This is a genomic window from Desulfocurvus sp. DL1XJH-121 (assembly GCF_054819825.1).
Genome location: NZ_JBTVWW010000005.1, coordinates 86,697 through 111,572, shown reverse-complemented (window position 1 = coordinate 111,572; position 24,876 = coordinate 86,697). Strand labels below are relative to the sequence as shown.

Below are 24,876 nucleotides of genomic sequence, written 5' to 3'. Positions count from 1 at the left end.
TTTTGGAGAGAAGGCGATACCGCTCCCTTAGAGCCATGGGAACACCGAGGCTCGTCCTCCCATGAAAGCCAAGCGTGCCTGCGGGGCTGCACGATACGCCTCCGCGTCGCCACGGTGATCGGATTGGCCGGACGCCGAGTTTTTTTAGCGCAAAACCAAACGTGCTCTCCCGCGCCACGCGCCGGGGCGTCAGTGAAGAGCCTCCCGGCCCGAGAACGCGACAGGGAAAAGGGGGTTTGCGCCACGACAAAAAGCACGCCCCCCCCTACAACATATTCACCGGGTCCTGATCCAGGCTCACGCGGATGCCCAGCTTCGCCGGCAACCGCCGCCGCGCCTCGGCATACAGGCTGCGAATCTTCAGCCAGTCGTCGCCCTTGAGCAGACACTGAAAACGCATGCGCCCGCGAATCTGGGCGATGGGCGAGGGGGCCGGTCCGAGGACGCGCACGCCCTGCTCCGCGCCCAGCTTGGCCAGCACCGAGGCCAGGCCCATGATGACCTCGCGGCCCTGTTCGCGCTCCGCCGGGTAGCTCAGGCGCAACAGCGCCAGATGCGTGAAGGGCGGGTAGGAGTAGCGCCTGCGCTTGGCCACCTCCTCGGCGAAGAAGCCCTCGTAGTCCGCGGCCAGCACGAAGCGCCAGCAGTAGTGGTCCGGGTTGCGGGTCTGGATGAGCACGCGGCCCGGCCTGTCCCCGCGCCCGGCGCGGCCCGAGACCTGGACCATGAGCTGGAACATGCGCTCGGCCGCGCGGTAGTCCGGCACGTTCAGGCCCAGGTCCCCGTCCACCACCAGGGCCAGGGTCACGTCCGGGAAGTGGTGGCCCTTGGAGAGCATCTGCGTGCCCACCAGCACCTGGGCCTTGCCCGCGGCGAAGTCGCCGAGGATCTCGTCCATGCGCCCGGCGCGGCGCGTGGAGTCGCGGTCCAGGCGCAGGACCCCGGCGTCGGGGGGCAGGATACGCGAGAGCGTCTCCTCCACGTTCTCCGTGCCCTCGCCCATGGGCAGGAAATTCGCGCCCCCGCATTCGCAAATCCGGGGAAAGGGCTCCGAGGCCCCGCAATAGTGGCAGACCAGGCGCTCGCGCGCCTTGTGGTAGGTCAGGCCCACGTCGCAGTGGGAGCAGCGGGCCACCTTGCCGCAGTCCAGGCAGTACATGACCGGCGCGTAGCCCCGGCGGTTGAGAAGGATCACGGCCTGCTCGCCCCGGGCCACGGTGTCCTTGAGGGCGGCCAGGGCCGAGGGGGCCAGGGGGCCGTCCTCGGGGGGTTCGGTGCGCAGGTCCACCAACTCCACCGGAGGCAGGCCGTTGCCGCTCACGCGGCTGGGCATGTCCACCCGGCCCACGCTGCCCGCCTGCGCGGCCTGGAAGGTCTTCACGTCGGGCGTGGCCGAACCCAGGACCAGCAGCGCGCCCGCTCGCCGAGCCAGGAAATGGGCCACCTCCTTGGCCTGGTAGGGCAGACGCTCCTCCTGCTTGAAGGAGGCGTCGTGCTCCTCGTCCAGAACCACGAGGCCCAAGCCGCGCAAAGGCAGGAACAGGGCCGAACGCGTGCCCACCACCAGGCGCGCACCGCCATTGGCGGCCACGGCCTTGAAGGCCTCCTCGCGCCGCGCCGGGGGCTGGTAGCCGTGATACAGGAGCACCTCGCGCCCGGGGAAACGCGCCTGGGCCGCCCGGTGCAGGGCGCAGGCCAGGGCCACCTCGGGCGCCAGGAGCAGGACCGAACGCCCTGCATCAAGCGCCTGTTCGGCCAGGCGCAGGTAGACCAGGGTCTTGCCGCTGCCCGTGACCCCGTAGACCAGATGCGGCCGGGGCGCGTCCGAGGCCTGGGCCGCCTCGAGCGTCCCCAGGGCCCGGGCCTGCTCCGGGGTGGGGGCGAAATCGCCGCCGCCCTCCCCCGCCCCGTCCTCGGGCAGGAGGCAGGCCTGGCCCTCGCATCCGTCGGGCGGGCAATCCTGGGGCGCGAACTCCGGGGCCGGGCCAACGGCCACCAGGCCCGAGGCGATGAGCCGGTTCAGGGACTGGGCCGCGCCCTGCCCCAGCTCGGCCATGAGCGCCGGGCGCGGGGTGGGGCCGTTGTCCCAGAGGTATTCGCAGATCTCCATCTGGCGCTTGGCCGTGGGCCGCACGGCCCAGGGCGGGTCCGCGGTGAGGGAACAGAATTCCTGGGCCTTGTCGTGGCGCTTGGACACGGCCACCTGCATGCGCCCCTCGGCCCAGAGCGCGGCCAGGGCGGCCAGCCCCTCGGGCGTCTGGGCGCGCAGGGCCGCAGGCGTCAGGCGCGCGGGAAAGGCCGCATCGTAGACGCGGAAGGAAAAGCCCACGGCGCGCAGGCCAGAGGGCAGCAGATTCTCCAGGACCCGGCCCAAGGGCTCCATCTGGCGCGCGGCCAGGTTGGCGGCCAGGGCCATGTAGTCCTCCGTGAGCAGGGGCTCGCGCTCCACGGGCCAGAGCAGCCCGCGCACGCGCACGTCCCCGGGCAGGTCGGCCGGGCGCTGGTCCAGACGGGCGCAGAGCACCCCAAGGCGCGTGGAATTGCCCACGGGCACGAGCACGCGCAGGCCCGGCCGCCAGGTGTCCGGCGGCAGATGTTCGGGCTCGGCGTAGGTGTAGGTCTCGTGCGGGGCGCAGGGCAGCGCCACCTGCCAGAAAAAGGACGTCATGGCTCCCCTGTGCGCCCGGGCCCGCCCGCGGAGCGAAAAAATCCCGCCGGGCGGACGCCGCGCGGCGGGATCAGAATGCGGCCCCAGGCAGCTATTTGCAAGACAGAAGTTCCTGCAGGTTCTTGACCAGGCTGTCGCGCAGCTCCTCGTCCTGCAGGGCGAAATAGATGTTGGCGGTGAGGTATTCGGTCCAGTCCCCGGCGTCGAAGCGGCGGCCGTGGAGCTTCACGGCCAGCAGGCGGTTCTCCCGGGCCATGCGCTCCAGGGCGTCGGTGAGCTGGATCTCGCCGCCCACGCCCGGGCCGATGTCGTCCAGGTGCTCGAACACGTCGGGGGTCAGCAGATAGCGCCCCACCACGGCCAGCTGCGAGGGGGCCTCCTCGATGGACGGCTTCTCCACCATCTGGCGCACGCGGAACACGCCGGGGCGGAACTCCTCGCCCTGGATGATGCCGTAGCGGTCCACCTTGTTCTTGGGGACCTCCACCACGCCAACCACGGCCAGGCGCTCGGCCTTGGCCACTTCCACCAGCTGGCGGATGCCCGGGTCCATGCCGAACATCAGGTCGTCGCCCACCATCACGGCGAAGGGCTCGTCCTTGATGATCTCGCGGGCGCAGAGCACCGCGTGGCCCAGGCCCAGCTGCACCTTCTGGCGCACGGAGATGATGTTGGCCAGCTCCGCAACCCGGCGCACCTCGGCCAGGGCCTCGGTCTTGCCCTTGCGCTCCAGCAGGCGCTCCAGCACCAGGTTGTAGTCGAAATGGTCCTCGATGATGGTCTTGTTCTGGTTGGTGACGAAGATCACGTCGCCGATGCCCGCGGCGATGGCTTCCTCCACCACGTACTGGACCACGGGCTTCTTATAGATGGGCAGGAGTTCCTTGGGCACGTTCTTGGTGGCGGGCAGGGAGCGCGTGCCCCAACCGGCCACGGGAATGACCACTTTGCGGATGTCCATGAGGGTCTCCTTGATTGATGTCCTGTGCTGTCCCAAGATACCGATTTTCCGGGTCAACGCAAGGCGTCGCGGGCCACGTCCGCCAGCTGTTCGGCCAGGCGGCGGACCTGGGCCCCGTCCTGGCCCTCGACCATGACCCGGGCCTTGGCCTCGGTGCCGGAATAGCGCAGCAGCACCCGCCCCGTGTCGCCCAGCTCGGCCTCGGCCTGGGCCACGGCGTCCTTGAGCGCGGGCACCGTGTCGAAGGGCGGCTTGCTCTTCACGGGCACGTTGATCAGTTCCTGGGGATAGGGGGTCAGGAGGTGGGCCAGCTCGGACATGGGCCGGTCCTTCAGGCGCATGACGCGCAACAGCTGCAGGGCGGCCAGGATGCCGTCGCCCGTGGTGGAATAGTTCATGAAAATCAGGTGCCCGGACTGCTCGCCGCCCAGGGCCGCGCCCTCGCGGCGCATGGCCTCGGCCACGTAGCGGTCGCCCACGTTGGTGCGCAGCAGCCGTCCGCCGCGCTCGCGCATGAAGACTTCCAGGGCCATGTTGCTCATCACGGTGGCCACCAGCAGGCCGCCGTCGAGGACGCCGCGCTCCAGCTTGTCCATGGCGCACACGGCCATCAGCTGGTCGCCGTCCAGGATCACGCCCTTCTCGTCGCTGACGATGAGCCGGTCGCCGTCGCCGTCCAGCGCCAACCCCACGTCCGCGCCCTCGGCCACCACGCGCTGGGCCAGGGCCTCGGGATGCAGGGAGCCGCAGCACTCGTTGATGTTCAGCCCGTCGGGCTCGGCGCCCATGAGCACCACCTCGGCCCCCAGCTCGGTGAAGACCATGGGCGCGACGCGATAGCCCGCGCCGTTGGCGCAGTCCAGCACGATCTTGACCCCGTCCAGGGTCACGCCCTGGGGGAAGGAGTGTTTGAGGCTCACGATGTAGCGGCCGGGGCTGTCCACGATGCGCCGGGCCTTGCCCACCCTGTCCGGGGCGGGCTGGTCCCAGACCGTGTTCTCGTTGAGCACCAGGGCCGAGATCTCGTCCTCCACGGCGTCGGGCAGCTTGAACCCCTCGGAGTCGAAGAACTTGATGCCGTTGTCGGCGAAGGGGTTGTGGGACGCGGAGATGACCACGCCCAGGTCGCAGCGCATGTTGCGCGTCAGAAAGGAGATGGCCGGGGTGGGCAGGGGCCCCACCAGGTACACGTCCATGCCCGCGGCGCAGAAGCCGCTGGTCAGGGCGCTTTCGAATATGTAGCCGGAGATGCGGGTGTCCTTGCCGATGAGCACCTTGTGGCGCTTCTTTCCGTTGCGGAAATACTGGCCCGCGGCCAGGCCCAGCCTGAGGACGGTCTCCGGCAGCATGGGAAAGGAGCCGACCCGTCCGCGCAGGCCGTCGGTCCCGAAAATGCGTTCTGTCATGGATTCCTCGCTCCAGGGATGCTGCCACCAAGCAAAGGAGGGCATGCTAGCCTTTTTTGACCCGGACTTCCACCATTTCGGGCACGGTCTTCCTGAGGGCGCAGCCCTCGGGAAGGCGCAGGTTCACTGGCACCAAATGCCTGCCTTCCTTGAAGGAAGCCGGAGCCATGGCCGTGACCAGGAACAGGGACTTGAAGTCCTCGCGCCTGAGCAGGGTGAGCGGCACATCGGCCTGGATCTGGACGGTGGTGGGCTTGAGGGACACGCTACGGCCCTCCACGTTCTCCGGCAGGACCTTCACGGGCAGGCGGATCCACACGGCCTTTGTCCTGGCCGCGTAGCGCAGGGCCACGCGCACGCCGGCGACGTCGGAGGTCACCCGCTCGGGCAGGGCCAGGCCCACCTCGTAGACCACCTCCCCCGGGCCCGTGGCGTTCACGTCGCGGGACAGGGTGGGCACCTCGTCCAGCTTGCCCACCACGGTTTCGGGGCCGCGCACCGTTATCCGCATGGGGTCGGAGCGTTCGGCCGCCAACTCGAAGTCCTCGCCCGGGCCGCCCCTGAACACGGGCTTCACGGGCAGGGACCGGGACACGAGCCTGTCCGCCGCCACGGTCAGGCGCTGGGGATCGATGTCCACCACCTCCAGGGCCATGGGGATGGTCAGGTTCTTTTTCTCCAGGATCAGCGAATTCTCCCCGGGCGCCAGCTCGGACAGGTCCAGGCTGTAGGCCTTGGGCTTTTCCGTGAGCGAACGGATCAGGGCGCGGGAGCCCCGGATGCGGGCCTTGATGGACGTGGGCAGCCCGTCGCCCTGGATGGCCAGGTCTTCGGGGGCGTTGACGATCTCCACGGGCACGTCGACCCAGGCCTCGACCTTCTCGCGGCCCGTGACGATGTACCAGCAGGCCAGGGCCAGAACCAGGGCCAGGAGCCGGTATTGCCAGTTGGAGAACATGCCGTCTTGTGCCTCAATCCATGCGTTACAGTATTCAGGGTTTTCCCGGCAGACTGTTCAAAAATGTGCGAGTGCGAGGCGCGAGGGAAAGACAAGGCCGACGCGTATCCAAATACGCGAGGGTTTGTCTTTCCCGAAGCAACGAAGCAGCGCCAGCGATCGTGCGTTTTTCAACAGTCTGCCTACTTTTCCCAAGCTCTTCTCAAAACTCGTTTTAACCGCACCCCGTCCAGGGCGGCGGTGAGCCTGCCGCCGATGGCCACGGTGATCTCGCCGCGCTCCTCGCTGACCACCACGGCCACGGCGTCGGTCTCCTCGGTGACGCCCAGGGCCGCGCGGTGGCGCGTGCCGAAGGCCGCGCGTTTGCGCACGCCCACGGACAGGGGCAGGATGCAGCCCGCCGCCGCGATGCGCTCGCCCCGGATGACCACGGCCCCGTCGTGCAGAGGCGTGTGCGTGTCGAAGATGGTGCGCAGGAGATCGGCGGAAATCTTGGCGTCCAGGGCCACGCCCTTGTCCATGAAATCGCCCAGCGCCACGTGCTTCTCGATGACCACGATGGCGCCCACGCGCTTGTCGGCCATGACGGTCAGGGCCGAGACCACCTCGTTGAACACGTCCTCGCGCACGCCCGATGAGCGCTTCCAGAGCCCGCCAGCGCCCACCTGGGACAGGGCGTTGCGGATGTCGCGCTGGAAGAGGATGATGACCACGATGAAGAAGGAGCCCAGGAACTGGGCCAAAAGCCAGTTCAGGGTCAACAGGCCGAACTGGCCGGAGAGGAAGAAGACGACCACCACCAGCATCAGGCCCCAGAACACCGACACGGCCCTGGTGCCGCGCACCAGGAGCATCAGGCGATAGAAGACGAAGGCCACCAGGGCGATGTCCGCTATCTCCCGCCAGGATATCTGGAGCCAGCCGAGGTCGATCATCCCTGGTCGACACCCCCTCTGGCCACAAGCACCCTGCGGCCGGGGCGCATGGCCTCGGCCACTGCCAGGGTCTGCATGGTCAGGGCCACGTCGTGGACCCGGTGGATGCGCACCCCGCGCGAGGCCAGCACGCCCGTGGCGGCCTGGGTGGCCACCTGGCGGTTGTTCACGGGCAGGCCCAGCAGGTGCTCGAACATGGACTTGTTGGACAGGCCCACGAACACGGGCAGGCCCAGGACCCCGAAGGCCTCGATGTTGGAAAGGATCTGCAGGTTCTGCTCCAGGGTCTTGCCGAAGCCGATGCCCGGGTCGATGACCACGTTGTCCTCGGGCACGCCCGCGTGGGACAGGGCCCGCAGGCGCTCCTCGAAAAATGCCAGGATGTCGTCCACCACGTCGCCGTAGTGCGGGGCGTCCTGCATGTCCCCGGGCCGCCCTTGGGAGTGCATGAGCACGTAGCCGGGCTTGTATTGCGCCACCACGTCCATGAGCCCCGGGTCGAAGCGGCAGGCCGAGACGTCGTTGACGATGGCCGCCCCGGCCTCCAGGCAGGCGGCGGCCACGTCGGCCTTGTAGGTGTCCACGGAGACCACGGCCTCCTCGCCCTCTTCGTTCAGGGTGTCGGCCAGCTGGCGCACCACGGGCAGCACGCGCTTGAGCTCCGTCTCAGTGTCCACGTGGGGGGCGTAGGGCCGGGTGGACTCGCCGCCCACGTCCAGGACCATGGCCCCGTCCACGACCATGCGCCAGCCGTGGTCCACGGCGTCGTCCAGGGTCTGGTGCCGCCCACCGTCATAGAAGGAATCCGGCGTGACGTTGATGATGCCCACAACGAAAAAGGGGGCAGGGCCCAAGACCCTTCCCCCGGTGATGTTCCACAGAACCCGATCCTGCATTGCTACGCGCTTCCTATTCGTTCTTGTCCGGGGCCCCGTCGTCGTCGGGCTCCAGCTTGAATTCCATTTCCTTGGCGTCGTCGGCCGGGGCGCTCGTGGCGCCCGCCTCGCCGTCCATGACCTTGCCGAAGGAGTCCTTGTCCTTGCCGTTGCTCAGCCCGTTGGCCGGGGGCAGGGGCTTGCCCTCCATGAGCAGGTCGATGTCCCCGCCGGAGATGGTCTCGCGCTCGAGCAGCGCCTCGGCGATGGCGTGCAGCATGTCGAGGTTGTCCTTGAGCAGGCTCATGGCCCGCTGGTTGGCCTCCTCCACGATGCGCTTGATCTCGGCGTCGATGAGCCGCGCGGTTTCCTCGCTGTGGGCCTTGTGGCGCATCATCTCCCGGCCCAGGAACACGGAGTCGTCCTTCTCGGCCAGGGCCAGGGGCCCGACGGCCTCGCTCATGCCCCACTGGGTGACCATCTTGCGCGCCATGTCCGTGGCCCGCTCGATGTCGTTGCTGGCCCCGGTGGTGCGCTGGTTGAAGATCAGCTCCTCGGCGGCGCGACCGGCGAGCAGCACCGAAAGGGTGGCCTCGATGAAGTCCAGGCTGTAGTTGTGGCGGTCGTCCACGGGCAGCTGCTGGGTCACGCCCAGGGCCATGCCGCGCGGGATGATGGAAACCTTGTGCACCGGATCCGAAGCGGGCTGGAGCTTGCCCACCAGGGCGTGGCCGCCCTCGTGGTAGGCAGTGGTCTTCTTGTCCTCGTCGGTGAGGATCACGCTGCGCCGCTCCTTGCCCATGAGGACCTTGTCCTTGGCCTGCTCGAAGTCCTCCATGAGCACCTGATCGCGGCCCAGTTTGGCGGCCTGCAGGGCGGCCTCGTTGACCAGGTTCTCCAGGTCCGCGCCGGAGAAGCCCGGGGTGCCGCGCGCGATGACCTCGGTGTCCACGTCGTGTCCCAGCGGGGTGCGCCGGGTATGCACGTCCAGGATGCGCTTGCGGCCCCGCACGTCCGGGGTGGGCACCACCACCTGGCGGTCGAAGCGGCCGGGCCTAAGCAGCGCCGGGTCCAGCACGTCGGGCCGGTTGGTGGCGGAGATGAGGATCACGCCCTCGTTGGATTCGAAACCGTCCATCTCCACCAGGAGCTGGTTCAGGGTCTGCTCGCGCTCGTCGTGCCCCCCGCCCAGGCCGGCGCCGCGCTGGCGGCCCACGGCGTCGATCTCGTCGATGAAGATCAGGCAGGGGGCGTTCTTCTTGCCCTGGGTGAACAGGTCGCGCACGCGGGACGCGCCCACGCCCACGAACATCTCCACGAAATCCGAGCCGGAAATGGAAAAGAAGGGCACCCCGGCCTCGCCGGCCACGGCGCGCGCCAGCAGCGTCTTACCCGTTCCGGGAGGGCCCACGAGGAGCACGCCCTTGGGGATGCGCCCGCCCAGGCGGGTGAACTTGCGCGGATCGGAGAGGAAGTCCACGATCTCGGAAAGCTCTTCCTTGGCCTCGTCCACCCCGGCCACGTCGGCGAAGGTGACCTTGGTCTGGTCCTGGGTGATCATCTTGGCCCTGGAACGGCCGAAGCTCATGGCCTTGCCCCCGCCGGACTGCATCTGGCGCATGAAGAAGACCCAGACGCCGATGAGCAGCAGCATGGGGAACCAGGACACGAGCAGGGTCATGTACCAGGGGGAATCGTCCTTGGGCTCGGCCGTGACCTGCACCCCTCGGTCGATGAGGCGCTGCACCAGGCCCGGGTCGTCGGGCGCGTAGCTGGAGAAGCGCGTGCCGTCCTGGGTGCGGCCGTAGATGTTCTGGCCCTGTATGGTCACTTCCTCCACCGAGCCCTTTTCCACGCTCTGGATGAACTCGGTGTAGCTCATGCGCGACTGGGACTGCGGGGGCTGGTTGAACAGGTTGAAAAGGACGACCATGACCAGGGAGATGGCCGCCCAGAGGAAGAGATTTCTGCTGAAATTATTCAAGTTTCCTTCTCCTGTGTCCGTGCTGTGAGGGAGGACGCGCTCGCGGCCTCAGCGGACTATAAGACCCGAACCACGCTCAGGCAATGGCCGGGGGGATTATTCCTTGATTCGGGCAATATACCACTGGCTTATTACATTAGCACAGCGGCCCGCCCCTGTCCACGCGGTTCGGGGCGCCGCCGAGGGGAAGCGCCCCGCCCCTGTGCCGTTTCCTGAGCCAATGGCCGATGTTTGTCAAAGCCGGGGAACGCTGCTATCAGGCAGCCAGCACGGAAGCGTTTCGTCACCGGTGTGGCGCGCAGTCTTCAAAACTGTTGTGCGGGCTGATCCCCGCAGGTAGGTTCGACTCCTATACGCTTCCGCCAAACGAAAATAAGCCCCGCCAAGCGGGGCTTTTTTTCGTTGCGGACGACGGGCCTAGCGATAGGGATACATTCCCTGTCCGCCCATCATATGGCCGCCGCCCATCATGTGGCCAGGGCCCATCATCCCCATGGGATAATAGGGAAGCCCCTTTTCGTTGAGGTCGATGGTCATCTCCACCTGCTTGCGATAGGACTCCGTGACCAATTCGCCGACGGCCTTTGCCAGGCCATCCGCCTTGCTCCGGTCGATCTTCTTCTGGGCCAGCGCCGCATTCAGTTCGGCGCTCTTGGCCCACGTCGCCTGGGCAAGCTCACGAAGCGCGGGCCAATACTTATCATACACCTTCTGGTATTCGGCCTGCTGCTCGGGCGTCCCCTGGTTGAACATGCCGTAGCCGCCCATCATCGGGCCATAGCCGTACCCCATTCCGGGATTGCCCTGTTGGTAGCCCTGGCCATCCATCATGTAGCCCTGGCCTCCGCCCATATGCCGCTGGCCCTGCCCGGGCGACATGCCCATCTGGGCATACCCGACCCCAACGGCCAAGATGAGGAGCAACGGAGCAAGCAGTAACATCCTAGGAAAAATTCTCATTTCGACCTCCTGCACTGTTTTGAGCGTGTACGCACAGAAAACTCCATCTTCCATACTACACAGTGTCAGTCGAAAAGCAACACGCACGGCACTTTTCACAGACAAGGAACGCACCGGCTCGGCAGGCCCGCTCACAGACTCCCATGCAGCGACGAGTCGCCGCTCAACGGATCGACGCGAGCATTTCCTTGTATTCCTCCTTGCCTATCTCGCCCCGGGCAAAACGGGACTTGAGAATCTCCTCCGGCGTTTGCCGCGTGGGCGCGCAGGCGGAATTCGATCCGCCGAACGCACGGAAAAGGACGACTCCGGCAGCGACGACGAGCAGCAGCATGAGAATGCCGCCAAACGGATGCATCCAGCCGCCGGCCTGTCCAAACATCATATGGGACCACCCGGCCCCGTCGCCGCCGTACATGTGCGCCTGAGCCAGCGGGGTGAACACGTCATTGATAGCCATCTGTATCTCTCCTTGATTACCAGTTTGCGTTAAAAACCACTCTGTATGCAGCACAATCCATGCCATTCACAAGATATTCAAATTATTGATTTTAATTTTTCATCCACAACGATTCACACCCGGAATGCGCATCGGCCTAAGGCCCTCATCTTAAAATAAGATTTTTTATTTCAGCGAATTAAAGAAGCAGACATCCATACATCAAGCCCCCTTCCCCCGGAGGCATCCTGCCTGCATGGGCAATAACTCTTTATATTCATGGCCATTTAATACTCCATCCGCCTATTGCAGCGCCGCACCTGGGACACGCGATTGCACAAGTGCATGTACATGCACATGGTATGTGCAATAATTGTACATGCAGCAGTTACACCAGGTCGGCAACCGCCCTCCCCTATTCCCACCCAAATGCGAACGGCCCTGGAAAGCCTACAAATTCGTCGAACCTTACGTTTTTGGCGTGACAGATATGCAGGCCGTCATGCGATGCCTAAAAAAATAGCTATAAATTCAGAACAGTAGACATGGAACACTTTATGCTTCGCCTCGGTCTGGAGGTTTCCATGCCAATACTTGAAACTCCTTTCGGCCCCCTTGAGGCCCTGCCCAGCATCGCCCGCTTTCCCGACGGCTCCGTGCGCTCGTGCATCGCGGCGTCCCGCTGCCCGCTGCAGACGCCGCTGGGGGAGCTGGTGCCGCAGCACACGGCCAACACCCTGCGCAAGCGGCAGCTCCCCGCGCTGTCGTTCCATGTGAACGGCATGCTGCGCACCGTGCCCCTGGAGGAGCAGACCACCATCTCGACCCCCCTTGGAAAACTGCCCGCCGAGCAGGTGACCCTGTACGCGGACGGCGCCCTGCGCCGCCTCTTCCCGCTCAACGGCTGCCTCAGCGGCTACTGGACCCAGGAGGACGAGGCCAAGCTGGCCGCGCCCATCGCCCTTCCCGCGCCCTGGGGCCCGGTGGAGGCGAAATGCATCGCCGTGTACCTGAGCCCCCGGGGCGCGCTGCGCAGCCTGACGCTGTGGCCCGACGAGGAAATCGAGGTCCCCGCGCCCTGCGGCCCCCTGCCCGCGCGCGTGGGCGTGGCCCTGCACGACGACGGGTCGCTCAAGTCCCTGGAGCCCGCCCGCCCCGTCCCGGTGGCCACCCCCCTGGGCGAACTGCTGGCCTTCGACCCCGACGCCATCGGCATCACCGGGGACGTCAACTCCCTTGGCTTCAGCCCCCAGGGCGACATCGAATCCCTGACCACGGTTTCCCACGTCTTCACCATGCCCGGCGAGGACGGCAGGCCCCTGCGCATCGCACCGCCCATCCGCAAAAGCCCCTGCGACGGCCAAACCCCGGAGCCCGCGCCGCTCACCGTGCGCTTCGACCAGGAATCCGCCACGTTCAGCTCCGCGACCATGCCCGAGGTCCAGGCCCCGCTGGCGGACATCACGGTCAGCCGTTTCGCCATGCTCTTCCCCGCCCTGGCCCCGCCCTGCGGCATGCACAGCGCCAGCATGTGACGCCCAGCCCCGGTTCAGGTCTGACGAATACAACAGCCCCGTTTCACGGGGCTTTTCTTTTCCCTTCGCCGAGCGTCCTTGACACCGGCTTCGGGAATCGGCTACCCATCAGATACTTTCTCCATATCCGTAACAACTTGAACACCTAAAACTTCGTATAATCACTGAAAACGGAGTCTCTCATGCGCTTCAATGCCCGAAAAGCACGGATTCCCCTGTCCCTGGTATGCGTTGCACTCCTGGCCGGCCTAGCCCTCGCGCCGCGCGCCGCCGACGCGCGCACCGTGGCCGACGCCTTGGGCCGCGACGTGGAGATCCCCGCGCGGGTCGAACGCGTCATCTGCTCGGGCCCTGGCTGCCTGCGCCTGCTGACCTATCTGCGGTCCCAGGACATGATCGCGGGCGTGGACGACATCGAGACCCGGCGCAGGATGTTCGACGCCCGGCCTTATGCCCTGGCCAACCCGCAATTCAAGAAGTTCCCCGTGTTCGGCGGGTTCCGGGGCTTCGACGACCCCGAGCGCATCCTGACCCTCGAGCCGCAGCCCCAGGTGATATTGAAGACCTACCCCACCATGGGCCACGACCCCGTGGAGCTGCAGGCCAAGACGGGCATCCCCGTGGTGACCATGAACTACGGGGACCTGGGCGCGCACAGGAAGGACTTCTACCAGGCCGTCCGCATCATGGCCCAGGTGGCGGGCAAGGTTGAGCGCGGCGAGGAACTCATCGCCTTTTTCGACGGGCACATCGCGGAGCTGGCCGCGCGCACCAAGGACATCCCCCAGGACAAGCGGCCCACGGCCTTCGTGGGCGGCGTGGCCCACAAGGGGCCCCACGGCTACCAGTCCACGGAGCCCGGGTACCCGCCCTTCAAATTCGCGGGCATCAACAACCCGGCGCACACCGCGGGCCTCAAGGGCAAGGACCTGGCCCACTCCGACGTGGCCAAGGAAAAGATCGTGGAGTGGAATCCGGACATCCTGTTCCTGGACCTCTCCACCCTGCAGATAGGCGAGGGCGCGGGCGGGCTGTACGAACTGAAGACCGACCCGGCCTACCGCACGCTCACCGCCGTGAAGAACAACAAGGTCTACGGGCTGTTGCCCTACAACTGGTACTCGCGCAATTTCGGGTCCATCCTGGCCAACGCCTACTTCGTGGGCAAGACCGCCTACCCGGACCGCTTCCGGGACGTGGACCCGGCGGCCAAGGCCGACGAGATCTACGCCTTCCTGGTGGGCGAGCCCGAATTCGCGCGCATGAACGAACTCTTCGGCGGCCTGGCCTTCCAGCCGGTGCCTGTGGACTAGGATGCACTTCGCGGACGGCGTCATACCCGAGAACTACAGGCGCTACATCGGCCTGAAGACCCTGTTCATCGCGGCCACGGCCCTGGCCCTGATCTCGGCCCTGGTGGTGGCCGTGTCCCTGGGCGCGGCCAACGTGCCCCTCGGGGACGTGGTCAGGACGCTGCTGGGCGAGGGCGTGTCCAAGCGCTTCGACGTCATCATCTGGAACATCCGCCTGCCCCAGGCCCTGGCCGCCATCACCGCCGGGGCCGGGCTGGCCGTGGCCGGGGCGGTGATGCAGTCCATCCTGCGCAACCCCCTGGGGTCGCCCTTCACCCTGGGCATCTCCCACGCCGCTGCCTTCGGCGCGGCCCTGGCCGTGATGTTTCTGGGCGGCGGGGTCATGAGCTCCTCCAACGTGGGGGCCGTGGCCGTGACCAGCCCCCTGACCACCACGGCCGCCGCCTTCGTCTTCAGCCTCGTGGCCGCCGGGGTCATCGTGGGCGTGTCGCGCGTGCGCGGGGCCTCCCCCGAGGTCATGGTGCTCACGGGCGTGGCCCTGTCGGCCCTGTTCACGGCCGGGACCATGTTCCTGCAATACTTCGCCGACGACATCCAGCTGGCGGCCATGGTCTTCTGGACCTTCGGGGACACGGCCCGGGCGTCCTGGGCGGAGCTGGGGGTCATCGCCTCCATCACCGCCGCCACCTGCCTGTATTTCCTGGCCAACAGCTGGAACTACAACGCCATCGACGCCGGGGACGAGACCGCCAAGGGCCTGGGCGTGCGCGTGGAGCGCCTGCGCCTCATGGGCATGCTGGCGGCCAGCCTGCTCACGGCCGTGACCATCGCCTATCTCGGGGTCATCGGCTTCGTGGGCCTGGTGGTGCCGCACATGGTGCGCCGGCTCATCGGCGCGGACCACCGCTTCCTGCTCCCGGCCTGCATCCTGGGCGGGGGGCTGCTCTTGCTGGTCTCGGACACCGTGGCCCGGTTGATCCTGGCCCCCCACGTGCTGCCCGTGTCCGTGCTCACGGCCTTCATGGGCGCGCCCGTGTTCATCGCCCTGATCATTCGCGGGAGGGGCCGATGATCCTCAACGTGGACGGCGTGACCTTCTCCTACAACGGACACCCGGTGCTCGACGAGGTGCGCTTTTCCGTGGAGCCCGGGGAACTGCTGGTCATCCTGGGCCCCAACGGCGTAGGCAAGACCACGCTGCTCAAATGCATCAACGCCATCCACAGGCCCCGCGCCGGGGCCGTGTACGTGGACGGGCGGGACGTGCTGCGCATGAGCCCGGCGGACATCGCCCTGGGCGTGGGCTACGTGGCCCAGCGCGCGGAAACCGCCCGGCTCACGGTGTTCGACGCCGTGCTCATGGGCCGCAAGCCGCACATCCGCTGGAAGGTCTCGGACAAGGACCTCAAAATCGTGGACGCGGCCCTGCGCCGCCTGGGCCTGGCCAGGCTGGCGCTCCGGCACATCGACTCCTTAAGCGGCGGCGAGGTCCAGAAGGTCTCCATCGCCCGGGCCCTGGTGCAGGAGCCGCGCCTCCTGCTCCTGGACGAGCCCACCAGCTCCCTGGACCTCAAGAACCAAGTGGATATTTTGACCATGCTCAGGCACGTGGTGGACGGCCACGGCATCGCCGCGGTGATGACCATGCACGACCTGAACACGGCTCTGCGCTTCGCCCACAAGTACCTATTCCTCAAGGACGGGGCCATCTTCGCCGCTGGCAGCGTGGCCGACCTGACCCCGGACATGGTGGAGGCGGTCTACGGCCTGCCCGTGGACATCCACCATGTGAACGGACACCCCGTAATCGTTCCCGCCTGAAACCAAGGAGAATACCAGCTATGCCCTGCCGTATCCGCCCCGAAGCCATCGACGACGTCATCGCCTTCCACGGCCACTCCTGCCCCGGCCTGGCCATCGGCATCCGCGCGGCCGAACTCGCGCTTTTGCATTTCGGCCCCACGGGGGACGAAGACCTGGTGGCCGTCACCGAGACGGACATGTGCGCGGTGGACGCCATCCAGTTCTTCACGGGCTGCACCCTGGGCAAGGGCAACCTCATCGTCAAGGACCACGGCAAGGTGGCCTTCACCTTCTTCAACCGCGCCACGGGCGAAGGCTTCCGCGCCCTGTTCCGCCACGAGTCCTGCGGCGACATGATGAACCGCATGAAGGAGCTCCAGGCGCGCATGCGCGAGAACGGCGCCACCCACGAGGACGAGCACGAGCTGTTCCACCTGCGCGAGGACCAGCAGCGGGCCTACATGGACCTAGACCTGGAGGAAATGTTCGAGATCCAGGAACCGCAGTTCACCCTGCCCCGGGGCGCGCACATCCTCTCCAGCCTGACCTGCGCGGCGTGCGGGGAGCGGGTCATGGAATCCAAGGCCCGGCTGCTGGGCGGCCGCACCCTGTGCATCCCCTGCTTCATGAAAGAGGACCAAAAGATATAGCAGGCCGTTGAAAAACAGCAATCTGCTTCGTTGCTGCGAAAAATTCAAACCCTCGCGTACGGGGAGTACGCTTCGGTCTTGAATTTTCCTTGCGCCTTGCATCTCACTATTTTTGAACGGCCTGCGCGAAAAGGCAGTTTCCACGACCCGAGAAACGGCGCGGAGGCCATAACCGCCCGCGTACGCGCCCTTTCCCGGGCCCGGATGAAGCTGTTACTTGACTGAACGCCCCTGGAGGTTATATCCAGTCCTACCCGTATCCGGCCACGAAGGCCGGAAAATACGGTCCCAGCATCATCCACCGGAGGATTCATGCCCAAGGAAGAAGCAATCGAAGTACAGGGCGTCGTCGAGGAAGCCCTGCCCAACGCCACTTTCCGCGTCAAGCTCGAGAACGGCCACGAGGTGCTGGCCCACATCTCCGGCAAGATGCGCAAGTTCCGTATCCGCGTGCTGCCCGGCGACAAGGTCACGGTGGAGCTCTCGCCCTACGACCTGTCCAGGGGCCGCATCACCTACCGCCCCCGCTAGGCTTTCGCGTCGGGTTCCTCACGCCACGCCGAGGAACCCCGCCCCGTCCGGGGCACCGCCCTCCTCCCCGCCACGCACGCCGCCCGCGCCCCCAGCGCGGCGCTTTTTTGCGCACGAAAAAACCCCGGCGGACCGGGGTTTGATTTCGTGATGCCCGGGCAGGCGGCGTCTAGGAGGCGTTGGCCTCAAGCCACTCCCCGATGGCCTTGAGCTGCGCCTTCACGCTGCCCGGGCCCGTGCCGCCGGGGGTCTCGCGCCGGGCCACGGCGGTGTCGTAGTCCAGCGCCTGGAAGACATCCTCTTCAATGAGTTCGGAAAAGGACTTCAATTCGTCCAGGGTCAGGTCTTCAAGTCCCTTGCCGGCGCGCTCGGCGTAGCCCACGGCCGCGCCCGAGGCGTGGTGCGCCTCGCGGAAGGGCAGGCCCTTGCCCACCAGATAGTCGGCCAGCTCCGTGGCGTTCAGGAACCCGCGCGACACGGCCGCGCGCATGGCGCCCGCGTCGAAGCCCATGGCCGCCATCATGTCGGCCATGATGGACAGGGACGCCGTGACCGTGCGGTCCGCGTCGAAGAAGGGCTCCTTGTCCTCCTGCATGTCCCGGTTGTAGGCCAGGGGCAGGCCCTTGATGAGGGTCAGAAGCGCCGTGAGGGAACCGTAGACCCGGGCGGTCTTGCCGCGCATGAGCTCGGCCACGTCCGGGTTCTTCTTCTGGGGCATGATGGACGAGCCCGTGGCGAAGGCGTCGGGCAGGCGCACGAAGCCGAAGGCCGGGTTGGCCCAGATGATCAGCTCCTCGCAGAGGCGCGAGAGGTGCGCCATGGTCAGCGACGCCGTGAACACCGCCTCGATGGCGAAGTCCCGGTCTGACACCGCGTCCATGGAGTTGGCGAACACCCCGGGCAGGCCCAGGTCCCTGGCCACGGAGGCCGGGTCCAGGGGATAGGTGGTGCCCGCCAGGGCCGCAGCGCCAAGGGGCGAGACTCCCGCGCGCCGCGCGCAGTCCCCCGCGCGCTCGCAGTCGCGCATGAACATCTGGGCGTAGGCCAGAAGATGCTGGGCCAGGCTCACGGGCTGGGCGGGCTGGAAATGCGTGCAGCCGGGCAACAGCGTGCCCGCGTGCTCGCACGCGCGGTCCGCCAGGACCTTGACCAGCCCGGCCAGGAGCTTCTGCCATTCGCCCATGCGGGTATACACGTACAAATGAAAGTCCAGGGCCACCTGGTCGTTGCGCGAGCGGCCCGTGTGCAGCTTGCCGCCCAGGGGGCCCACGATCTCCGTGAGCCGCGCCTCGACGTTCATGTGCACGTCCTCCAGCTCCACCCGCCAGTGGAACTCACCGGACTCGATCTCCACCAGCACCTGGCCCAAGCCCTGGACCAGTTGCTTGGCCTCCTCGAGGGTGAGCACGCCCTGGCGCGCCAGCATGCGCGCGTGGGCCATGGACCCGCGCACGTCCTCTCTGGCCAGGGTGCGGTCGAAGCTCAGGGATTCGGTGTAGGCCTCAACCGAGGCGGCCGTGCCCTGGGCGAAGCGGCCGCCCCACATCTTCTTCTCGGCCATGGATCACTCCTTGCCGGCGTAGCCGCGGATGCGCAGGCCCTGGAGGGTGATGAACCCGGCGGCGTCGGCCTGGTCGTAGACCTGGTCCGTCTCGAAGGTGGCCAGGTCGGCGCGATACAGGGAATACGGGGACTTGCGGCCCAGGGGCATGGCCTGGCCCTTGTAGAGCTTCAGGCGCACCGTGCCGGTGACGCGCTTCTGGCTCTCGTCCACGAGGGCCTGCAGGGCCTCGCGCTCGGGCGCGAACCAGAACCCGTTGTAGACCATCTCGGCGTAGCGCGGGATGAGCCCGTCGCGCAGGTGCATGACCTCGCGGTCCAGGGTGATGCCCTCCAGGTCGCGGTGCGCCGCGAAGAGCACGGTGCCGCCCGGGGTCTCGTACACGCCCCGGGACTTCATGCCCACGAAGCGGTTCTCCACCATGTCCACGCGGCCGATGCCGTGCCTGCCGCCCAGCTCGTTGAGCTTGAGCATGATGGCGGCGGGGGACAGCTTCTCGCCGTTCACGGCCACGGGGTTTCCGGCCTCGAAATCGATAGTCACGATCTCGGCCTCGTCCGGGGCCTCTTCCACGGGCACGCACATGGCGTAGGAAAACTCGCCGGGCTCGTTCCAGGGCTCCTCCAGCTCGCCGCCCTCGAAGCTGCAATGCAGCAGGTTGCGGTCGCAGGAATAGGTCTTGCCGTGGGACACCGGGGACTCGATGCCGTTGGCGGCCGCGTAGGCCAGGCAGTCGGTGCGCGAGGTCAGGTCCCACTCGCGCCAGGGCGCGATGGTCTTGATGGACGGATCCAGGGCGGCCACGGAAAGCTCGAAGCGCACCTGGTCGTTGCCCTTGCCCGTGGCGCCGTGGGCCACGGCCTGGCAGCCCTCGGCGTGGGCGATCTCCACCAGGCGCCGGGCGATGAGCGGCCGGGCGATGGAGGTGCCCAGCAGGTAGCGGCCCTCGTAGATGGCGCCCGCGCGCATCATGGGGAAGATGAAGTCCTTGGCGAACTCCTCCTGCAGGTCGTCCACATAGGCCTTGACCGCGCCGGTACGTTTGGCCTTGGCCTCGATGCCGTCCAGCTCCTCGCCCTGGCCCAGGTCGGCCGTCAGCGTGACCACCTCGCAGTTGTAGGTGTTCTTGATCCAGGCCAGGATCACCGAGGTGTCCAGGCCGCCGGAATAGGCCAGCACGACTTTCTTGATATCGCTCATTGGTTCCTCTGGTATTGAAAGTATTCCGGGTCGCCCCGGTGTTTATCTCTTTTTCCCGTTTGCCGCGTGGGGCTGTTCAAAAGCGTGCGGATGCAAGGCGCGAGGGAAATGGGGAGCCGACGCGTACTCCCCGTACGCGAGGGTTCACATTTTCCGAAGCAACGCAGCAGACGTGCGGTTTTCAACAGCCCCTACGACGTAAAAACCCATTCCATGATCGCTTTTTGCATGTGCAAACGGTTCTCGGCCTGGTCGAAGACGATGGAATGCGGGCCCTCGAACACGGCCTCCGTGACCTCCTCGCCGCGGTGGGCGGGCAGGCAGTGCATGAACTTCACGTCTTTGTGGCATACGGAAAGCAGGTCGTCGTCCACCATGTAGCCGGCGAAGGCCTGTTCGCGCTTCTTCTGCTCCTCTTCCTGGCCCATGGAGGCCCAGACGTCGGTGTTCACGTAGTGGGCCCCGGCGCAGGCCTCGCGGATGTCGCGGGTCAGCGAGATGCGCGCCCCGGCGCTCTTGGCGCGGGTCAGGATGTCCGGGTCCGGGCCGTAGCCCACCGGGCAGGCCAGGCGCAACTCGAAGGGGAAATGCACCGAGGCGTTGATGAAGGAATGGGCCATGTTGTTGCCGTCGCCCACCCAGGCCACCACGAGGCCTTCGAAGTTCGGGGTGCGCTCGTACATGGTCAGCATGTCGCTCATCACCTGGCAGGGGTGGTAGAGGTCCGTGAGGGCGTTGATCACTGGGATGTCCGCGTACTGGGACAGTTCCTCCACCACTTCCTGGCCGAAGGTGCGCACCACCATGCCCGCGCAGTAGCGCGAGAGCACGCGCGCGGTGTCGCGCAGGGGCTCGTTGCGCCCGAGCTGCGATTCCGCGGGGGTCATGAGCAGGGGATTGCCTCCCAGCTCGCGCACGCCCATCTCGAAGGAGACGCGGGTGCGGGTGGAGGCCTTTTCGAAGATCAGGGCCACGGTGCGCCCGCCAAGCAGGTTGCCCACGTGGCGCGTGCGCTTCATGTCCACGGCCCGTTTCACCAGGGCCTGGGCCGTATCCTTGTCCAGGTCGAGTATGCTCAGGAAGTCGCGTGTCATGGTCTGGTCGCCTTGTTGTGTATTGATGTCCGTCCCCGCAGGGGAATTTTTCATCTAACCTTCAATTCGGGGCCTTGTAAAGAACCACGAACCAGGGCCCGGCGTCGGCGCGAACGCACTCCGCACAGCCTACCGCCGCGGGCCGCTGGAGCTGGCCCTGGAAAAAACCAGGCCGGAATACGGGAACTACAGGCTCGTGCCCGCGCAAGGGGCGGAAGGCGCTAGCCCTCGGCCAGGGCGTCCACGGCCGCCTCGGTGAGGGCGTCCATCTCCGGGCCGTGGTCGAAGCCCGCCAGATGCAGGAAGGAATGGGCCAGGAGCCGGGTCAGATGCTCGTCCGGGTCCTGGCCGTAGAGGTCGCATTCGCGGTGCAGGGCGTCCACGCAGAGCACCACCTCGCCCAGGCTGCCCGGGCGTTCGGGGTCCTCCTCGGGCAGGGCCAGGGCGTTGGTGGGGCCGGTGCGGTCCAGGGCGTCGGCGTGCAGCCGGGCCATGTCCGCGTCGCCCACCAGGGTCAGCTCCAGTTCGGCGTCCGCGAGGTCCAGGAAGGCCAGCACGGCCTCTGCCCGCTCACGCGCCAGGCTGCGGGCCAGGGGCCGCAGGGACCCCGGCCGCGACACCACGGCCAGCCCGCTCACTTGGCGCTCCGCTTGGCGTCGAAGGCCAGCACGGTGCCGCCTCCGTCGCCGTTCTCCACGGCCTTGCCGTTCTTGCGGCCCTTGCCGTCCTTGCGGTTCTCGCCGTCCTCGCGGGCCTCGGCCGCCGCGGCCTTGTCCTCGGGATAGCGGATTCGCTGGTGGAAGATGCCCGCCAGGATGCGCTCGAACACGCTGGATATCTGGTGCAGGTCCTTCAAGGTCAGGGCGGACTCGTCCAGCTGCCCCTCCAGGAAGATGCGCTTCACGGTCTTTTCGATGTGGCCCTTGATGCGGCTGGGCGTGGGCTCCACCAGGGCGCGGCTGGAGGCCTCGATGGCGTCGGCCAGAAGCAGCAGCCCGGCCTCCTTGGTCTGGGGCTTGGGCCCGGGATAGCAGAAGGCCTCCTCGCGCGGGGGCTCCTCGCCCCGGGCCAGGGCCTGCTCCACGGCCTTGTGGTGGAAGAAGGAGATCAGCGACGTGCCGTGGTGCTGCTGGATGATGTCCTCGATCCTGCGGCCCAGCTTGTGGGTCCGGGCCATTTCCACGCCCTGCTTGACGTGGCTCGTGAGGATCAGCGCGCTCATGGACGGGGAGAGCTTGTCGTGGCGGTTCTCGCCGCCCATCTGGTTTTCGATGAAATACTGGGGCTTGGAGAGCTTGCCCACGTCGTGGTACAGGGCCGCCACCTTGGCCAGCAGGGGGTTGGCCCCGATGGCCCGGGCCCCGGCCTCCACCATGCCCGCCACCACGATGCTGTGGTGGTAGGTGCCGGGCGCGCCCACCATGAGCTCGCGCATCAGCGGCTGCTCAAGGCTCATGAGCTCCATAAGCCTGAAACGCGAGGTGTAGCCGAGCACCAGCTCCACGATGGGCGATAGGGACAGGACCAGGATCAGGGACACGGCGCCCCCGGCCAGGACGTAGGCCCCGCCCGCCAGGGCCCGCTGCATGCCCTGATAGTCCATGATGTTCACCCCGACCCAGGCCATGACCAGGCAGCCCAGAAGCGGCAGCACGCTGGCCAGGAGCTCGCTGCGCGTCTCCGCGCGCTTGATCGTGAACAGCTGCACCACGCCGCCGATGAAAAAGAAGATGAACAGGGGCAGCCCGCCGCCCATCATCTCGGTGCAGACGAAGGACAGGCAGACCAGGGCGAACATGCACACCGGCACCGGGAAGAACAGGGCCATGACCCCGGCGGCCCCGGGCAGGGGCAGACTGTAGGGGATCACGTCGTGCATGGCCCCGGCGGACAGGCTCCCGGCGGACAGGGCCAGGAACTTGGCCAGCCCGCCGAAGACGAGCAGGATCACGGACAACAGCACGTAGTCCTTGGGCTCCAGGGCGCGGTACAGGCCCGTGCGCCGCACCAGGAACAGCCCCAGGGCGAACAGCCCGCAGAGCATGAAGATGCCCACGGCCCGGTGCACGGTGAAGGATTGGGGAATCTGCTCGGCCATGGCCAGGAGCTTCAGGCGCTGGCGCGCGGTCACGGCCTCGCCCTGGCGCACCACCACCTCGCCCCGGCGCACGTGGAAGAACACCGGCCCCACGCCGCCCACGGACTGCTCGATCCTGAACCGCGTCTCCCGGGTGTTCAGGGTCAGGCTCGGGGAGACCAGCTGCCCCACCAGGGACCAGACCGCCTTGCGCATCACCAGGGGCTTGTGCAGGTCGGCCTTGAGATACGCGGCCAGGTCCGCGCGCATCTGGCGCACGTCGGCCACGGCCCCGGGGTCGCGGTTCAGGCTTTCGGTGCCCATCTGCACGTCGCGCACCACCACGCCCTGGGTGTAGCCGACCAGCTCCGCGACGTCCTTGGCCACGCCGTTGGCCATGTAGTCCCGCAGCCAGGGCAGCACCCGGGCCAGGACCATGTTCTGGAAGTCCTCCCTGCGCCAGAGGTTCAGGGTGGATTTGCTGATCTCGGAGTTGAGGTCCTCGGCCACCTGCCAGCGCACGTCCTCCAGGCTCTCGGGCGTGGCGGCCATGATGGTGGCGAACACCGTGTGCACGCCCTTGTGCAGGTCCTCGTAGGCCTGGGAGGAGAGGTCGAACACGGGCGGCTCGGCCTGGGCGGCCTGGCGGCGCTTGGCCTGGGTGGCCTCCACGTCCTCCACCAGGAAGTCCTCGCGGGCCTCCACATCGCTCTCGGCGATCTCGCCCTCCTTATACTGGGGCGGGCCGCTGACGAACTTCACTCCCGCCAGGCAGGAGAGCAGAAGCAGCACGCACCAGAACAGGGCCAGGCCGCCCTGGCTCTCGACGTACAGGTTTCTGCCCGGGGACGGGCGGGACTTACTTGCGGTCTTCGTTGTCTTCGTAACGCTCATAGGCGGATACTATCCTCCCCACCAGGGGGTGACGGATCACGTCGTCCTCGCGAAAATGTATGAAAGCTATGCCCTCGACGCCCCGCAAACAGCGCGATGCGTCCACCAGGCCCGAAGGGGCGCGGCCGGGCAGGTCGATCTGGGTCACGTCGCCCGTGACCACGACCTTGGACCCGAAGCCCAGGCGAGTGAGGAACATCTTCATCTGCTCGGGCGTGGTGTTCTGGGCCTCGTCCAGGATGATGAAGGCGTCGTTCAGGGTCCTGCCGCGCATGAACGCCAGGGGCGCGACCTCGATGACCCCGGTCTCCATCATCTCCTGGACCTTGTGGAAATCCAGCATGTCGTGCAGCGCGTCGTACAGGGGCCGCAGATAGGGGTTGATCTTCTCGGCCATGTCGCCGGGCAAAAACCCCAGGTGCTCCCCGGCCTCCACGGCCGGGCGCGTGAGCACGATGCGCTTGACCCGCCGCTCGGTGAGGGCGGCCACGGCCATGGCCACGGCCAGGTACGTCTTGCCCGTGCCCGCCGGGCCGATGCCCAGGGTCAAATCGTTGTCGCGGATGGCCTGGAGGTAGTCGCGCTGGCCCAGGGTCTTGGGCCCGATGCGCATCTTCGGGGACACGGCGAAGACCTCGTCCCGGAAGACCTCCTTGATCTGCGCCGAGGGATCGCGGGCCAGCACGCCCATGGCCAGGTCCACGTCGCGGGGGAACACCGGGTGCCCGGCCTTGACGTGGGCGTAGAGCTGCACCAGGGCGCCGGCGGCGCGGTTCAGGGCTTCCTCGCTGTCCGCGCCCAGGAAGACCTTGTTGCCCCGCGTCTGAACGCGTGCGCCGCTGCCCGCGGCCACGGCCGCCAGGTTCGCTTCCTGGGGCCCGAACAGATCGCGCGCCAGATCGCAATCCTCGAATTCCAGCGAGCGTTCAAATTGAGTGTGGCGGGACATGCCCTTCTCCTCGGTTTGCCGTAACGGCGGAATACACCTATAGTCCCTTTCAACGCACGCGTCCAACGCGCCGCCCGCGCTCA

General features: G+C 67.1%; 21 protein-coding genes and 1 tRNA gene. 7 read left to right on the top strand and 15 right to left on the bottom strand.

The genetic code is table 11. From position 1 onward, the window contains the following. Positions 1-265: 265 nt before the first annotated feature. From priA to ftsH, 7 genes are all read right to left on the bottom strand, one after another. Positions 266-2,668, bottom strand: coding sequence for a replication restart helicase PriA (gene priA / locus ACYYG1_RS05390; protein WP_461209261.1), 2,403 nt, complete (start codon positions 2,666-2,668; stop codon positions 266-268). Between the two features lie 91 nt (positions 2,669-2,759). Next, positions 2,760-3,629 (bottom strand): UTP--glucose-1-phosphate uridylyltransferase GalU, encoded by an 870-nt coding sequence (gene galU / locus ACYYG1_RS05385; protein ID WP_461209260.1) that lies wholly within the window; start codon positions 3,627-3,629, stop codon positions 2,760-2,762. A 53-nt stretch (positions 3,630-3,682) separates the two neighbouring features. Beyond that, positions 3,683-5,035 (bottom strand): phosphoglucosamine mutase, encoded by a 1,353-nt coding sequence (glmM, locus tag ACYYG1_RS05380; protein WP_461209259.1) that lies wholly within the window; start codon positions 5,033-5,035, stop codon positions 3,683-3,685. A gap of 46 nt (positions 5,036-5,081) precedes the next feature. Then, positions 5,082-5,993, bottom strand: a complete 912-nt coding sequence (locus ACYYG1_RS05375; protein WP_461209258.1) for a CdaR family protein — start codon at positions 5,991-5,993, stop codon at positions 5,082-5,084. A 182-nt stretch (positions 5,994-6,175) separates the two neighbouring features. Next, the gene (gene cdaA, locus ACYYG1_RS05370) at positions 6,176-6,928 is read right to left on the bottom strand and encodes a diadenylate cyclase CdaA (RefSeq protein WP_461209257.1); all 753 of its coding nucleotides are present in this window, start codon (positions 6,926-6,928) and stop codon (positions 6,176-6,178) included. Beyond that, positions 6,925-7,824: a dihydropteroate synthase gene (gene folP / locus ACYYG1_RS05365; RefSeq protein WP_461209256.1), complete on the bottom strand. Its 900-nt coding sequence runs from the start codon at positions 7,822-7,824 to the stop codon at positions 6,925-6,927. Before folP ends, cdaA begins: the two co-directional genes overlap by 4 nt. Positions 7,825-7,837: 13 nt before the next feature. Then, positions 7,838-9,787 carry an ATP-dependent zinc metalloprotease FtsH gene (ftsH, locus tag ACYYG1_RS05360; RefSeq protein ID WP_461209255.1) on the bottom strand — a complete coding sequence of 650 codons (1,950 nt, stop codon included), beginning with the start codon at positions 9,785-9,787 and terminating at the stop codon, positions 7,838-7,840. A 271-nt stretch (positions 9,788-10,058) separates the two neighbouring features. On the opposite strand from ftsH, the gene ACYYG1_RS05355 reads away from it, so the two are divergent. Beyond that, positions 10,059-10,152 (top strand) — tRNA-Sec (locus ACYYG1_RS05355). Positions 10,153-10,204: 52 nt separating this feature from the next. Here the strand turns inward: ACYYG1_RS05355 and ACYYG1_RS05350 are convergent. Both ACYYG1_RS05350 and ACYYG1_RS05345 read right to left on the bottom strand, forming a co-directional pair. Next, complete coding sequence (locus ACYYG1_RS05350) at positions 10,205-10,747, bottom strand: periplasmic heavy metal sensor (RefSeq protein WP_461209254.1); 543 nt, start codon at positions 10,745-10,747, stop codon at positions 10,205-10,207. A gap of 163 nt (positions 10,748-10,910) precedes the next feature. Continuing rightward, complete coding sequence (locus tag ACYYG1_RS05345) at positions 10,911-11,207, bottom strand: SHOCT domain-containing protein (RefSeq protein ID WP_461209253.1); 297 nt, start codon at positions 11,205-11,207, stop codon at positions 10,911-10,913. A 563-nt stretch (positions 11,208-11,770) separates the two neighbouring features. Here ACYYG1_RS05345 and ACYYG1_RS05340 point away from each other — a divergent pair. From ACYYG1_RS05340 to infA, 6 genes are all read left to right on the top strand, one after another. Continuing rightward, entirely contained in the window at positions 11,771-12,721 is a 951-nt protein-coding gene (locus ACYYG1_RS05340) for a hypothetical protein (protein WP_461209252.1), read from the top strand. Positions 12,722-12,903: 182 nt separating this feature from the next. Continuing rightward, complete coding sequence (locus ACYYG1_RS05335; RefSeq protein ID WP_461209251.1) at positions 12,904-14,034, top strand: iron ABC transporter substrate-binding protein; 1,131 nt, start codon at positions 12,904-12,906, stop codon at positions 14,032-14,034. 1 nt (position 14,035) lies between these two features. Next, positions 14,036-15,106, top strand: a complete 1,071-nt coding sequence (locus tag ACYYG1_RS05330) for a FecCD family ABC transporter permease (protein ID WP_461209250.1) — start codon at positions 14,036-14,038, stop codon at positions 15,104-15,106. Further along, entirely contained in the window at positions 15,103-15,855 is a 753-nt protein-coding gene (locus tag ACYYG1_RS05325; RefSeq protein ID WP_461209249.1) for an ABC transporter ATP-binding protein, read from the top strand. The genes ACYYG1_RS05330 and ACYYG1_RS05325 overlap by 4 nt, the downstream gene beginning before the upstream one ends. 20 nt (positions 15,856-15,875) lie before the next feature. Further along, a complete protein-coding gene (locus ACYYG1_RS05320) occupies positions 15,876-16,487 on the top strand; it encodes an FmdE family protein (protein WP_461209248.1) in 612 nt (203 codons plus the stop codon). 312 nt (positions 16,488-16,799) lie between these two features. Further along, positions 16,800-17,018 (top strand): translation initiation factor IF-1, encoded by a 219-nt coding sequence (gene infA, locus ACYYG1_RS05315; RefSeq protein ID WP_461209247.1) that lies wholly within the window; start codon positions 16,800-16,802, stop codon positions 17,016-17,018. A 169-nt stretch (positions 17,019-17,187) separates the two neighbouring features. Here the strand turns inward: infA and argH are convergent, their stop codons facing one another. From argH to ACYYG1_RS05285, 6 genes are all read right to left on the bottom strand, one after another. Next, complete coding sequence (argH, locus tag ACYYG1_RS05310; RefSeq protein WP_461209246.1) at positions 17,188-18,579, bottom strand: argininosuccinate lyase; 1,392 nt, start codon at positions 18,577-18,579, stop codon at positions 17,188-17,190. 3 nt (positions 18,580-18,582) lie between these two features. Next, the gene (locus tag ACYYG1_RS05305; RefSeq protein WP_461209245.1) at positions 18,583-19,779 is read right to left on the bottom strand and encodes an argininosuccinate synthase; all 1,197 of its coding nucleotides are present in this window, start codon (positions 19,777-19,779) and stop codon (positions 18,583-18,585) included. Positions 19,780-19,970: 191 nt separating this feature from the next. Further along, positions 19,971-20,873, bottom strand: coding sequence for an ornithine carbamoyltransferase (gene argF, locus ACYYG1_RS05300; protein ID WP_461209244.1), 903 nt, complete (start codon positions 20,871-20,873; stop codon positions 19,971-19,973). A gap of 221 nt (positions 20,874-21,094) precedes the next feature. Further along, positions 21,095-21,511, bottom strand: a complete 417-nt coding sequence (gene ybeY, locus ACYYG1_RS05295; protein WP_461209243.1) for an rRNA maturation RNase YbeY — start codon at positions 21,509-21,511, stop codon at positions 21,095-21,097. Further along, positions 21,508-23,844: an HD family phosphohydrolase gene (locus tag ACYYG1_RS05290; protein WP_461209242.1), complete on the bottom strand. Its 2,337-nt coding sequence runs from the start codon at positions 23,842-23,844 to the stop codon at positions 21,508-21,510. The genes ybeY and ACYYG1_RS05290 overlap by 4 nt, the downstream gene beginning before the upstream one ends. After that, positions 23,810-24,793, bottom strand: a complete 984-nt coding sequence (locus ACYYG1_RS05285; RefSeq protein ID WP_461209241.1) for a PhoH family protein — start codon at positions 24,791-24,793, stop codon at positions 23,810-23,812. Before ACYYG1_RS05285 ends, ACYYG1_RS05290 begins: the two co-directional genes overlap by 35 nt. Between the last annotated feature and the right edge of the window lie 83 nt (positions 24,794-24,876).